Raw genomic sequence first — 13067 nt, 5'->3', positions numbered from 1 at the left:
ACATTTCGAAAGGCCACGCTCGTGACTGACAAGCAACCCGTCCGTGTCGCCGTCACCGGCGGCGCCGGCCAGATCGGCTACGCCCTGCTGTTCCGCATCGCCAGCGGCGCGCTGCTGGGTCCCGACCAGCCGGTCTCGCTGCGCCTGCTGGAGATCACCCCGGCGCTGAAGGCGGCGGAGGGCGTGATCATGGAGCTCGACGACTGCGCCTTCCCGCTGCTGCACGGCATCGACGCGACCGACGACGCCAACGTCGCCTTCGACGGCGCCAACGTCGCGCTGCTGGTCGGCGCGCGGCCGCGTTCGAGAGGGATGGAGCGCGCCGACCTGCTGGAGGCCAACGGCGGCATCTTCAAGCCGCAGGGCGAGGCGATCAACGCGCACGCGGCGGACGACGTGAAGGTGCTCGTCGTCGGCAACCCGGCGAACACGAACGCGCTGATCGCGGCCAGCAACGCGCCCGACGTGCCGAAGGACCGCTTCCACGCGATGACGCGGCTGGATCACAACCGCGCAATCGCACAGCTGTCGAAGAAGACCGGCGCCGCGGTGAAGGACATCACCAGAGTGACGATCTGGGGCAATCACTCCGCGACGCAGTACCCGGACATCTTCCACGCACAGGTGAACGGTCAGGACGCGGCGGCGCTGGTGAACGACCAGGCGTGGCTGGAGAGCGACTTCATCCCGACCGTGCAGAAGCGCGGCGCGGCGATCATCGACGCGCGCGGCGCCTCCAGCGCCGCCTCGGCGGCGAACGCGGCGATCGACCACGTGCACGACTGGGTGCTCGGCACGCCGGCCGGCGACTGGGTCTCGATGTCGGTCCCGTCCGACGGCTCCTACGGCGTGCCGGAGGGGATCATCTCCTCGTTCCCGTGCACGACGAAGGACGGCACCTACGAGATCGTCCAGGGCCTCGAGGTCAACGACTTCTCGCGCGCGCGCATCGACGCGTCGGTCAACGAGCTGGTCGAGGAGCGCGCGGCGATCAGACAGCTCGGCCTGATCCCGTAGCACGCGGCGACGGTCGGATGTGGCCCCCGGGGTGGGCCACGTCCGATCGAGTCGCTCAGGCCGGCAGCCACCCCTTGTCGTCGCGCCGCACTCTGCCCTCCTCCTCCAACTGGGGGAGGATGCGGTAGAGGTAGTTGGGCTTGATGCCCATGTGCTCGGCCAGTTCGGGGATCGTGATGCCCGGCCGCGTTCGCACCAGTTCGACCGCCTGCGCGGCCCGCGTGTTGTCGCCTCTGCTGCCACGGGGGCGACCGCGGCGCGCGTTCCCGTTGCCGTTCGCTGCGCCCGTGCTCGTGCGCGTCGCGGCCCCCGGGCGCGAACGCCCCCGCGTCGGCGCTGTCTGCACACCGTCGAGCGCCGCCGCCGCGGCCTCGAGCCTGTGGTATTCGTCGAGCAGCGGTCGAAGTTCTCTCAACCGCCCCTCGATCTCCCTTACTGTCGCGTCGAGAAAGTCAGCCACTTCGTCATCCGGTCCTTTCTCCTGTCGGGCTCCGACGGAGGTGGAAAACACAAACGTTTCCGGTCCGACCAATCGAGTCCGGTCGAATCGTCCGCCCCCTGAATTCCCCCTACGTATGTGCTCAATCGCCGTCTGAGTCACTGCGGTCCAGCCGGCCGATCCGAATCTTAGCGCGGTAGGGCGTCACCATTGCACGGTGCGCGTTCGATGCATGCGAACGTGCGAAAGCCACTCCTAACTGACGGGTGAGCACCAGTCTTCCTGAGCGCTCAGGAAGATTCGAGCAGTGCCTTCAGGCGCTCCAGCGAGCGCTGTGCCTCGCGGTGCGACAGCCCACCCACCAGGACGCGCCCCGCGACGGCGCCGAGCGGGCCGCCGGGGGGCTTGAACTCGTTCGTGTAGGTGAAGCGCGTGCCGCCCGCGGGCGTGGCGACCAGCTCGTAGAGGATCGTGGCGTGGGAGTGGGCGGGACCGCGTCCGTGCCACTCGCAGCGGTGCGGCGGCAGCACGTCGGCGACCGTCCATTCGACGTGCAGGTGCGCGCCGCGCAGGTTCAACGTCTGCTCGAAGGTCGAGCCGCGCCGCAGCCGCGCGGGCGTGTCATCGCCCAGCTTGCGGTGGATCGTGACCCAGTCGGCGAGCCTGCGGGGGTCGAGCACGACCGCCCAGACGGCCTCCGGGGGCGCGTCGATATCGATCGCGGTGGAGACGACCGTCATGGCCTGGACCCTATCCGGCAGGAGCCCCGCGAGGCTGTGATCAGGCGCACGCTTGGGGTACGGGCGCGGAGGCGGCAGCGGCTCATCGCGCCGCCAGCGGCTCCTCGCGCTCCCACTCCCCGAGCGCGTGCTCGATCGCGGCGTCGAGCGAGTGCAGCCGCACGCCGAGCAGCGACGCGGTCTCCTGCGCGCCGACGGGGAGCAGGTCGCTCGCCAGCCCGGCCATCAGCGGCCCGACCAGCGCGTGCTGCTCGCCGGCGATCGCGGCCGCGATGCGGCTCGTGACGCTGGCCGGTGCGCGCGGGTCGATCGCCAGCACGGGGCGATCCAGCATCAGCGAGTCGCGGATCCGCTCGATCAGCTCGCGGTAGGACACGACGTCGGGCCCCGCGACGTCGAGCGAGCGCGGCGCGGCGGGCGGCAGCTGCGCGGTCGCGGCGCTCGCCAGCAGCTCGATCACGTCGCGCTCGTCGATCGGCTGGGTTCTGAAGTCGCGCCAGTTCGGCAGCGCCAGCACGGGCATCCGCTCGATCAGCCTGACGAGGAAGCGGAACGAGCGCGAGCGCGCGCCGATCACGATCGAGGCGCGCAGCGCGAGCGAGTCGGGCACCGCCTCCAGCAGCGTCCGCTCGACCGCCAGGCGGCTGGACAGGTGCAGCGACGCGGGCGCCTCGCGCGGCACCAGCCCGCCGAGGTAGACGATCCGCCGCACGCCGGCCGCGTTCGCCGCGGCGGCGAAACGGTCGGCCGCCGTCAGCTCGCGGTCGGCGAAGGCCGCCGCGCCGTCGCCGCCACTCGGCAGCGGCTCCATCGAGTGGATCAGGAAGTACGCCACGTCGATCCCGTCGAGCGCCTGCGCGAGGCCCGCGCCGCTGACCGCGTCGCCGACCACGAGCGGCAGTTCGACGCCGACGCGACCCGCGTCGCGCGCGAAGCCGCGCAGCTCGTGACCGTCCCGTCGCAGGCGCGGCACGAGCCGCGATCCGACGAACCCGCTGACGCCGGTGATGAGGACGCGCATCCCCGAGAGGATGACGATGACCGCGAGTTCCCACCAACGCGGCGTCCCGTAGCACGCCCGAGGGGAACTCCCAAGGCGAAGCCCGGAAAGGTCCGCAAAATGCGGGGCGTTCGTGCCCGCCATAGCAAAAAATCGCGGTTTTGCAGGCGAATCTCAACAACGGAGAAAGTTCCTGCGTTTTGCGAGAAACGACGTTGAGAGACCCCCTTCACTTCTGTTTCACTGCCGCCTCGGGTTACGAGCCGGCGGCCGAAGAGGTCAGCCACAGGGAGGTCGAACGACAGAATGGCGAAGGGTCGTGGGAATGGACACAGAGTTGGTTGCGAGGACTGCTTCTTCCGTCAGAACCTGCTCTGTGCACTTGCGGATGCCGAACCGTGCGCGACCTTCCGGCCCGCTCATCCCGACGGCCTGCGGCCACCTCGTCAGCTGCGCTTCCAGTTCCGTCAGGAACGTCGCACGCAGGCCGTCTGGGCGATGCCCTCGGCGCAGGAACAGGCAGCGCTCCACGCCTGACTGAGGCGCCCTCGCGAGGGCGCCTGCACGGCCGCCTCAGAAGCGGTCGATCGGGGCTGAGCGCCATCGGGCGGCCGCACGGCTAGAGTGTCCGATCCACTGTGGCAAGGCCTTCGGCGTGAAGATCACCGTGATCGGAAAGTCGCCCGCTTGGCAGGACGCCGGCGGAGCGTGCAGCGGCTACCTCGTCGAGGAGGGTGACACGACGCTGCTGGTCGACTGCGGCAACGGCGTCTTCGGCAAGCTGCGCGAGTACGTCGACTACGCGGCGGTCGACGCGGTCGTCGTCACTCATCTGCACTCCGACCACTGCATCGACCTGATCCCGTACTCGTACGCGCTCAGCTACTCGCCCCGCGCCCGCGCCTTCCCGCATCCGCGCCCGACGCTCTACGCGCCGCCCGGCGGCCGCGACGTCTTCCGCCAGATCACCGGCGCCTGGAATGCGCCCGAGTTGGTCGAGCAGGCCTTCTGCCTGATCGAGTACGAGCCGCAGCAGGAGCTGACGCTCGGCCCGCTGACGATCAGCTTCCACGAGGTGCCGCACTTCATCCGCACGCACGCGGTGAAGGTGACGAGCGCCGGCGGCAGCTTCACCTTCGGCGCCGACTGCTGTCCCAACGAGGCGCTCGTCGAGTTCGCGCGCGGGACCGACCTGCTGATGATCGAGGCGACGCTCGGCGCGCCGGAGGAGGGCGGCAAGCGCGGCCACCTGACGTGGGCGGAGGCCGGCGCGCACGGGCGCGCGGCCGCAGCACGCCGGCTCGTGCTGACCCACATCGCGGCCGACGACGATCTCGCGAGAGCGCGCGCGGACGCCGAGCGCGAGTTCGGCAGACCGATCGAAATCGCGGTCGAAGGCGCGACCTACAACATCTGAAGGGCGCCGCCGCGCCCGGACGGGTAGATTCCGGCGCATGGCTCCGGAACGCGACCTCTTCGCGAACTTCGAGCGGATGCGCAGGGAGATGGACGAGCTGTTCGGCGACGTCTTCCAGCGCCCGGGCATCGCCCCCCGCAAACGCGGCGGCTTCTCGCCCGCCGTCGACGTCTACTACGCCGACGAGCCGCCGCGCGCCGTCGTCACCGCGGAGCTGCCCGGGATCGACGCCGACAGGCTGGCGCTGGAGATCCAGGGTCGCGAGCTGGTGCTGTCCGGCCACCGCCGCGCCAACGAGGCGGAGGGCCGCATCTACCAGCAGGTCGAGATCGAGCACGGCCCGTTCCGGCGCGTCGTGCAGCTCGGTGCCGAGGTCCGCGCCGAGGAGGCGAAGGCGATCTACGAGGACGGGCTGCTGCGCGTCGAGCTGCCGCTCGTCGAGCCCGAGCAGCGCCGCCGCAGCGTGCCGATCGAAGTGCCCCGGCCTGGCTCCAGAGCGGGCGGGACCGGCGCCAGATGATCGAGATCGGTACGCCCGGGCAGGCGCGCGAGATCGAGGTCCCGACACAGCGAGCGCTGCCGGCGACACTGCCGGTGCTGCCGCTGCGCGACAGCGTCACGTTCCCCGAGACGCTCGTGCCGCTCGCGGTCGGCCAGGAGCGCAGCATGGCGCTCGTCAACGACGTGCTCGGCGGCGACCGCATGATCGCGCTCGTCGCCAGCCGCAAGCCGGAGCTGGAGACGCCCGGCCCCGACGACCTCTACGAGATCGGCGTCGCCGGGGTCGTCGCGCGGATGCTGAAGGTGCCCGACGGCACGCTGCGGATCCTCGTGCAGGCGACGCAGCGGATACGCGTCAGCGGCTGGGACAGAGACGAGCCCTACCTCGTCGCGCAGGTCGAGGAGGCGCCCGACACCGGCGGCCAGGAGACGCCTGAGCTGCTCGCGCTGATGCGCAACGTGCAGGGCACCTTCTCGAACATCGTCGAGGAGGTCCCGTACCTGCCCGAGGAGCTGCACATCGCGATCGCGAACCTCGACGACCCGGGCGCGCTCAGCCATCTGATCGCGAGTGCCCTGAGGATCAGAACCGAGGAGAAGCAGGCGCTGCTGGAGGAGCGCGAGGTCGCGAGGCGGCTGCGGCGCCTGTCGGAGATCCTCGCGCGCGAGCTGGAGGTCGTCGCGCTCGGCTCCAAGATCCAGTCGCAGGTCCAGTCCGAGCTCGACAGAACGCAGCGCGAGTACTTCCTGCGCCAGCAGCTGAAGGCGATTCAGGACGAGCTCGGCGAGGGCGACGAGATGGCGGCGGAGGCGGAGGAGCTGCGCGAGCAGCTCGACGCGCTGCAGCTGCCGGAGGACGTCCGCACGCAGGTCGACCGCGAGCTGGCGCGGCTGGAGCGGATCCCGCCCGCGTCCGCCGAGCACGGCGTGATCCGCGGCTACCTGGAGTGGATCGCTGCGCTGCCGTGGAGCGCGAAGACCGACGACAACCTCGACCTCGCGCACGCCCGCGAGGTGCTCGACGCCGACCACTACGACATCGAGCAGGTGAAGGATCGGATCCTGGAGTTCCTCGCCGTGCTGAAGCTGAAGCCGGACGCGCGCGGCTCGATCCTCTGCCTCGTCGGGCCGCCCGGCGTCGGCAAGACCTCGCTCGGCAAGTCGATCGCGAAGGCGCTCGGGCGCAGATTCGAGCGCATCTCCGTCGGCGGCGTGCGCGACGAGGCGGAGATCCGCGGCCACCGCCGCACCTACATCGGCGCGATGCCGGGCGTGATCGTGCGTGCGCTGCGCGACGCCGGCTCCAGAAACCCGCTCTTCATGATCGACGAGATCGACAAGATGGGCTCCGACTTCCGCGGCGATCCCGCCAGCGCGATGCTGGAGGTGCTCGACCCGGAGCAGAACTCGTCGTTTCGCGACCACTACCTCGACCTGCCGTTCGACCTCTCCGACGTGATGTTCGTGACGACGGCCAACACGCTCGACACGATCCCCGGCCCGCTGCGCGACCGGATGGAGACGATCCAGCTCGCCGGCTACACCGAGGAGGAGAAGCTGGAGATCGCGCGCCGCTACCTCGTGCCGCGCCAGATCGAGCGCAACGGCCTGCGCAGAGCGCAGATCGCGTTCAGCGACGCGGCGCTGCGGACGATCATCTCCGACTACACGCGCGAGGCCGGCGTGCGCGGGCTGGAGCGCGAGCTCGGCACCGTCTGCCGCAAGATCGCGCGCCAGGTCGCCGAGGGCAGACTGACGCGAAAGGTCACGATCTCGGCGCCGAAGGTCCGCGAGCTGCTCGGCAAGCGGCGCGTCTTCCGCGAGATGCGCCGCCGCACCGCCGAGCCGGGCGTCGCGACCGGGCTGGCGTGGACGCCGGTCGGCGGCGACGTGCTGTTCGTCGAGGCGACCGCGATGGGCGGCAGCGGCAAGCTGACGATCACCGGCCAGCTCGGCGATGTGATGCGCGAGTCCGCGCAGGCGGCGCTGTCGTGGGTCCGCAGCCATCCGCCCGAGGGGATCGACGACGCCTGGTTCGCCGAGCACGACGTGCACGTGCACGTGCCGGCCGGTGCGATCCCGAAGGACGGCCCGAGCGCGGGCATCACGATCGCGACCGCGATCGTCTCGCAGCTGACGAGGCGGCCGGTGCGCGCCGACGTCGCGATGACCGGCGAGATCACGCTGACCGGGCAGGTGCTGCCGATCGGCGGCCTGAAGGAGAAGTCGCTCGCGGCTCAGCGCAGCGGCATCAGAGTCGTGATCGCGCCGGCGCTGAACGAGCAGGACGTGGACGAGATTCCGGAGCATCTGCGCAGAGACCTCGACTTCCACTTCGTCTCGCGGATCGAGCAGGTGCTCGAGCTGGCGCTCGCGGCGAGGGCCGCGCGCTCGCGCAGCGACGGGCGCGCGCCCGCCGGCCTCGCCGCCGGCTGAAGCGCCGAAGACCCGCGTCATCCCGCCAGACAGGGGGTATGGTGGTGCTCACCACCTGAACAGCGGACCAAGGAGCACCTCGGCATGGCAGCAGCACGCACCAAGAAAGCGAAGAAGGCGGCGACCGCCGCCGCTGCGACGACCAGCCCCTGGGTGCAGCGGCTCGTCGACGACGAGGACCTGCGCGACAACTTCCGCGTCGCGTTCGAGGCGGCCAAGGACGCGTACGACCGCGTCGCGTCCGACGGCCGCAGCCCGAAGGCGCTCGTCGAGGACAAGAAGCTGCAGAAGGACCTCAACAAGGCCGCCGGCGCGCTGAAGGATGCGGGCACGGCGCTGAAGGACGGTCCGAAGAAAAAGAAGAAGAAGCACCCGTTCCGCAAGGTGCTGGTGCTGCTCGTCATCGCCGGCGCCGCGCTCGCGCTGAGCGAAGATCTGCGCACGAAGGTGCTCGACGCGCTGTTCGGCAAGGAGGAGGAGTTCGAGTACACCTCCACCACCACGCCGAGCACGCCGCCGCCGACGGCGGCCTGACGGCTAGCGAGTTCCACGTCGTCGCGCTCTGCTGCGCGGCGACCGTGGGAACTCGCGGCATGGCTCGGAGGGCGCCCCATCGGGGCGCCCTCTTTGCGTCCGGTCCGGTGCCTCTGGCTGACGAGCCAGGTACGATCGGTGGATGTCCGCCACCGATGCGATCGTCCCCACCGTCGCGGACGGGCCTGTCCGCACGCTCGAGAGCGACAAGGCCAAGCGGATCGTCGACGCGATGCGCGTGAGCGTCGCGGCGCGCGGCGCGGCCGGCTCGACGTTCGATCATGTCGCGCGCGAGGCCGGCGTATCGCGCGGCCTGCTGCACTACTACTTCGGCACGAAGGAACGGCTGCTGGTCGAGGTCGTGCGGCGCGACTGCGACATCCGCATCGCCGGCCTCGCGGCCCAGCTGCACGGCGCCCACACCGCCGACGACTTCATCGACGGGCTCGTGCGCGGCCTCTCGGAGCTGGTCGAGGGCGACTCCGACCTCGTCACGCTGATGTTCGAGCTGTTCACGCTGTCGCGCCGCAACGCCGAGATCGCGGACGCGCTCGCCGACCTCTGTCGTCAGATGCGCGCGCATCTGGCCGCGTCGCTGACGGAGAAGCGCGACGAGGGCATCGTGCGGCTCGGCGCCGAGCCCGATGCCGTCGCCGGCGTGCTGCTTGCGCTCGCCGACGGCCTCGCGCTGCGCTTCCTGACCGAGCCGAAGCTCGATCCGAGCCCGACGCTGGCGGCCGCCGTCGCCGCGGCGCGCACGCTGATCGCCGATCCTGCGTAGTGGGGCGCGACCGCTGCGGCGCGCCGTCCTCATCGGCGCGGGCGTCGTCGTGCTGCTGTTGGTGCTCGCTCAGCTGCTGCTGCCGCGGCTGGCGGAGCGCGAGGTGACGCGTCAGCTCGGCGGCGACGGCGAGGTGACGGCCGCGAAGGTCCAGGCGCTGCCCGCGGTCGAGCTGCTGTGGCGCCACGCCGACCGCGTCAGCGCGCACGTGCGCAGCTACGACGCGCGCGTCGGCGACATCGCCGACGACCTCTACGAGACGCGCCGTGTCGACGAGCTGGACGTGCGGATCGACCGCGTGCGCGCGGCCGACGACGTCGAGCTGAACGACGTGCGGGTGCAGAAGCGCGACGGCGTGCTGGAGGGCTCGGCGGTGCTCGATCCGCAGCAGCTCACGGGCGCGCTGCCGGCCGGCATCGAGGGCAGGCTGGTGCCGCAGGACGACGGCGCGATCGTCGTCGACGCACGCATCGCGGGCGCCTCGGTGCGCCTGCAGGTCGTCGTGCGCGACGGTCGCGTCGTCGCTCGCCCCGACGGTCTGCTCGGCCTCGTCACCGCCTACCCGATCTTCTCCGACCCGCGCATCGAGGTCGACGCGATCAGCGCGACGCCGCTGCCGGACGGCCGCTTCCAGCTGCAGGCCAGAGCGCGCGTGCGCGCCGGCTAGGCATCTTTATGCGTCGTCGATATGCTTTTGTGCATGCGTACGACGATCAATCTCGACGACGAGGTCTTCAAGGCGTACAAGCAGCGTGCTGCCGAGCGTCGCACGAGCTTCGCTCACGTCGTGGAGGATGCGCTTCGCGCTGATCTGCACCAACGCAGAGCGGCCGCTGCGACGGCGCCGTTCCAGGTGCGTGTCTTCCGCGGCGACGACTCCGCTGCGCGCATCGACGTGAACGACAACCGCGCGCTCGAGCAGCTGCTCGACGAGGAGGACCGGTCGGCGGGACGCTGGTGATCCTGTTCGACGTCAACGTCCTGATCAACGCGCATCGGGCTGGCCAGGAGCATCACGACATCGCGCGCGAGCTGGTCGAGCACGTCGTCCGCGGTCCTGAGCCGTTCGCGGTGTCGGAGCTGGTGATGAGTGGATTCGTCCGGATCGTGACGAACCCGCGCGCGTTTGCCGTTCCGACACCGCTCGACGAGGCGTTCCTGTTCGTCTCCAGCATCAAGGACCATCCAAATGCGCGCGTGGTGCGCCCCGGGGGACGCCACTGGGAGATCTTCGAGCAGCTCTGCCGCAGCACTCAAGCGCGTAGCGCGCTGATCGCCGACGCGCACCATGCTGCGCTCGCGATCGAGCACGGTTGCGAGTGGCTCAGCTTCGATCGCGACTTCGCCAAGTTCAGCGACCTGCGTTGGCGTCACCCGCTCGACTGAGCTGACGCCGCGGGAGCAGCGCTCTCAGCCGAACAGCTTCGGCATCTTCGCCAGCAGCCGCAGCGAGCCGCTTGGGCGCAGGCGGCGGCGCACCAGCGCCAGGCGCGGGTCCAGTCGCCCCGCACTGACGTCGACGAAGTCCTCGACCGTGCAGCGGAAGGTCAGGTCCGCGCCGCCGGCGACGGAGCCGGGCGCGGCGCGCGAGCGGCCGTCGTCGATCCGCACGTGCCACGGCTGCGCGTCGGTGAACTCCCACGCGACCGTGACCGGGTGGCCGGGCGCGTGGCGGTGGTCGATCGAGCGCTCGACGCCGTCGAACAGCAGTCTCAGCGTCTCGCTGTCACGTGCGGGCGGCCCGGTCTTCTCGCCCAGGTAGCCCGCTCTCAGCAGTGCGACGCCGTACTCGGCCCGCTCGCGCGCGGTCTGCCGCAGCGGCAGCGGCAGGCGCAGCTCGTCGAGCGGCATCCCGGCGGCGCGCAGCTTGCTGTCCAGCGACGCGATTCCCATCTCGTAGATGTCGAGCAGCTCGAAGCCGAACGCGGTCGCGTAGCGCTCGTCCCAGCCCGGCGGAACGAACACCGCCAGCGCCCACGGCAGCACCTCGCGCAGCAGCTCCGCGACCGCCTCCTTGCAGTCCGGGTCCTCGTGCTGGAGGTCGTACAGCAGCTTGACGCCGAAGCCGATGTGGCGCTGCTCGTCGAACTCGACGTTGCGCATGCCGCCGTAGAAGCCCGGCAGCACGTCGCGCTGCTCCAGGTAGCCGGTGATGAAGTGCTGGCCCGATTGCGCCAGCGTCGCCTCGACGATCAGGTGGTACAGCGCGATCGCGGCCGCCAGCTTCGGCTTGCTTCTGTCGCGCCGCAGTTCGTCCGCCATCGTGTCGAGGCGGTCGAAGACCTTGCGAAAGCCCCATGTCAGCGACGGCTGGATCGCGGCCAGGCCGCCCGCCATCGTGCCGTCGCCGACGTCGGCGACCTCGTACATGAAGCGTTTGAAGAAGACCGCGTGGCGCGCCTCGTCGACCTGCTGGGTCGTGAGGAAGTACTTCTGCTCCGGCAGCGGCGCGGCGTCGATGTAAGGCGTCAGCGTGTCCGCGACGGCGTCCTCGCCGTGGAAGAAGAGCGAGTAGTTCCACAGCGCCGCTCTGCGCTCGAACGGGTCGAAGCGCTCCTGCCACTGCACGCGATCGGCGGAGAAGTCGATCTCCGTCGCGCGCCAGTTGCCGCGCTCCCAACGCTCGTAGAGATCCGTGTAGCTGATCTGCTCGGTCGCGGCGACGACGGCCATCGCGCGTCCCCTCTCATCGGTTGCACCGGATGGTGCAACCGTACGCGATCGGCTCAGCGCAGGCGCGAGTTCCCGGGGCGACGGCGGCGCCGCTCGCCGCCGTGGAACTCGCAATCCGCCGTCAGGCGGACAGCTTTGGGCTCTGCCAGGGCGCCCTCAGGCGGCGCTCCAGCTCGGGCGCGAGCTCGTCGATCGCGATCCGGACCTGCTCCAGTGAGTCGCGGTCGCGCAGCGTGACGGTGCGGTCCTCGAGCGTCTGGTGGTCGACCGTCACGCCCCACGGCGTGCCGATCTCGTCCTGGCGCCGGTAGCGCTTGCCGATCGAGCCGCCCTCGTCGTACTCGGCCTGCATGCGCGTGCGCAGGTCGTTGAAGATCTCTCGCGCGACCTCCGGGTGGCCGGCCTTCTTCAGCAGCGGCATCACGGCGACCTTGACCGGCGCGAGCTTCGGGTGCAGCCGCAGCACGGTGCGGATGTCGCCTTCGACCTCTTCCTCGTCATAGGCGTCGACGAGGAACGCGAGCGTCGCGCGGTCGGCGCCGGCGGCCGGCTCGATCACGTGCGGCGTGTAGCGCTCGCCCGTGCCGGGGTCCATGTACTCGAGCTTCTCGCCCGAGGCGGTTCTGTGCGCGTTGAGGTCGAACTCGCCGCGGTTGGCGATCCCCTCCAGCTCCGACCAGCCGATCGGGAAGAGGTACTCGACGTCGCTCGTGCCCGAGGAGTAGTGCGACAGCTCGTCCGGGTCGTGCGCGCGCAGGCGCAGGTGGTCGGGCCGGATGCCGAGGTCGGTGTACCACTGCTCACGCGCCGACAGCCAGTGCGCGAACCATCTCGGCGCGTCCTCCGGCGGCACGAAGAACTCCATCTCCATCTGCTCGAACTCGCGCGTGCGAAAGATGAAGTTGCCGGGCGTGATCTCGTTGCGGAACGACTTGCCGACCTGCGCGATTCCGAACGGCGGCTTTCTGCGCGCGAACTGCAGGACGTTCTTGAAGTTGATGAAGATGCCCTGCGCCGTCTCCGGTCGCAGGTAGACGGTCGCGCCCTCGTCTCTGACGGGGCCGACGGTCGTCGAGAACATCAGGTTGAAGGCGCGCGGCTCGCTCAGCTCGCCGCCGCAGGTCGGACAGCGCACGAGCGCCGGGTCCTCGCCGTTCTCGACGGCGGCCTCCTGCAGGTGGTCCAGCCGCCAGCGTCTCTTGCACTCGCCGAGGCACTGGACGAGCGGGTCGCTGAAGCCGGCGAGGTGGCCGCTGGCCTCCCATACGCGTGGGCTCTGGATGATCGCCGAGTCGATCGCGACGACGTCGTCGCGCTCCTGCAGCATCTGCCGCCACCACTCGCTCTTGACGTTCGTCTTGAGCAGCACGCCGTAGTGGCCGTAGTCGTAGGTCGACCCGACCCCGCCGTAGATCTCTGAGGAAGGGAAGATGAAGCCGCGCCGCTTGCAGAGCGCAACGATCTTGTCCATGGTCACGATGTCTGTCGCCATCCGGATTCGGATGCTAGTCGAGCACCCCCTGTCGGTG

At 70.4% G+C, this 13067-nt stretch carries 14 protein-coding genes; 9 read left to right on the top strand and 5 right to left on the bottom strand.

Features of this window, described 5'->3' with window-relative positions; genetic code table 11:
• Window positions 1–21: 21 nt before the first annotated feature.
• Window positions 22–1017 (top strand): malate dehydrogenase, encoded by a 996-nt coding sequence (locus tag Q7L65_RS05365; RefSeq protein WP_304719267.1) that lies wholly within the window; start codon window positions 22–24, stop codon window positions 1015–1017.
• A gap of 55 nt (window positions 1018–1072) precedes the next feature.
• Here Q7L65_RS05365 and Q7L65_RS05360 read toward each other — a convergent pair whose 3' ends face one another.
• From Q7L65_RS05360 to Q7L65_RS05350, 3 genes are all read right to left on the bottom strand, one after another.
• On the bottom strand, window positions 1073–1432 hold the full coding sequence (locus tag Q7L65_RS05360; protein ID WP_304719266.1) for a helix-turn-helix domain-containing protein: 360 nt from the start codon (window positions 1430–1432) through the stop codon (window positions 1073–1075).
• Between the two features lie 314 nt (window positions 1433–1746).
• Complete coding sequence (locus Q7L65_RS05355; RefSeq protein WP_304719265.1) at window positions 1747–2196, bottom strand: SRPBCC family protein; 450 nt, start codon at window positions 2194–2196, stop codon at window positions 1747–1749.
• Between the two features lie 82 nt (window positions 2197–2278).
• Entirely contained in the window at window positions 2279–3217 is a 939-nt protein-coding gene (locus Q7L65_RS05350) for an NAD(P)H-binding protein (protein ID WP_304719264.1), read from the bottom strand.
• Between the two features lie 634 nt (window positions 3218–3851).
• On the opposite strand from Q7L65_RS05350, the gene Q7L65_RS05345 reads away from it, so the two are divergent.
• From Q7L65_RS05345 to Q7L65_RS05310, 8 genes are all read left to right on the top strand, one after another.
• The gene (locus Q7L65_RS05345; RefSeq protein WP_304719263.1) at window positions 3852–4613 is read left to right on the top strand and encodes an MBL fold metallo-hydrolase; all 762 of its coding nucleotides are present in this window, start codon (window positions 3852–3854) and stop codon (window positions 4611–4613) included.
• A 37-nt stretch (window positions 4614–4650) separates the two neighbouring features.
• Window positions 4651–5133, top strand: a complete 483-nt coding sequence (locus Q7L65_RS05340; RefSeq protein ID WP_304719262.1) for an Hsp20/alpha crystallin family protein — start codon at window positions 4651–4653, stop codon at window positions 5131–5133.
• A complete protein-coding gene (gene lon, locus Q7L65_RS05335) occupies window positions 5130–7550 on the top strand; it encodes an endopeptidase La (protein WP_304719261.1) in 2421 nt (806 codons plus the stop codon). Before Q7L65_RS05340 ends, lon begins: the two co-directional genes overlap by 4 nt.
• An 84-nt stretch (window positions 7551–7634) precedes the next feature.
• On the top strand, window positions 7635–8084 hold the full coding sequence (locus Q7L65_RS05330; RefSeq protein ID WP_304719260.1) for a hypothetical protein: 450 nt from the start codon (window positions 7635–7637) through the stop codon (window positions 8082–8084).
• 142 nt (window positions 8085–8226) lie between these two features.
• A complete protein-coding gene (locus tag Q7L65_RS05325) occupies window positions 8227–8865 on the top strand; it encodes a TetR/AcrR family transcriptional regulator (RefSeq protein ID WP_304719259.1) in 639 nt (212 codons plus the stop codon).
• A gap of 49 nt (window positions 8866–8914) precedes the next feature.
• Complete coding sequence (locus Q7L65_RS05320; RefSeq protein WP_304719258.1) at window positions 8915–9532, top strand: hypothetical protein; 618 nt, start codon at window positions 8915–8917, stop codon at window positions 9530–9532.
• Between the two features lie 33 nt (window positions 9533–9565).
• Window positions 9566–9826: a hypothetical protein gene (locus Q7L65_RS05315; protein ID WP_304719257.1), complete on the top strand. Its 261-nt coding sequence runs from the start codon at window positions 9566–9568 to the stop codon at window positions 9824–9826.
• Window positions 9823–10251: a type II toxin-antitoxin system VapC family toxin gene (locus Q7L65_RS05310; RefSeq protein ID WP_304719256.1), complete on the top strand. Its 429-nt coding sequence runs from the start codon at window positions 9823–9825 to the stop codon at window positions 10249–10251. The genes Q7L65_RS05315 and Q7L65_RS05310 overlap by 4 nt, the downstream gene beginning before the upstream one ends.
• A 24-nt stretch (window positions 10252–10275) precedes the next feature.
• Here the strand turns inward: Q7L65_RS05310 and Q7L65_RS05305 are convergent, their stop codons facing one another.
• On the bottom strand, window positions 10276–11538 hold the full coding sequence (locus Q7L65_RS05305) for a ribonucleotide-diphosphate reductase subunit beta (protein WP_304719255.1): 1263 nt from the start codon (window positions 11536–11538) through the stop codon (window positions 10276–10278).
• 121 nt (window positions 11539–11659) lie between these two features.
• A complete protein-coding gene (locus Q7L65_RS05300) occupies window positions 11660–13030 on the bottom strand; it encodes a glycine--tRNA ligase (RefSeq protein WP_304719254.1) in 1371 nt (456 codons plus the stop codon).
• Window positions 13031–13067: the final 37 nt, after the last annotated feature.

This window comes from Conexibacter sp. CPCC 206217 (assembly GCF_030646165.1).
Classification (GTDB): domain Bacteria; phylum Actinomycetota; class Thermoleophilia; order Solirubrobacterales; family Solirubrobacteraceae; genus Conexibacter.
This window is presented reverse-complemented; position numbering and strand designations above follow the sequence as displayed.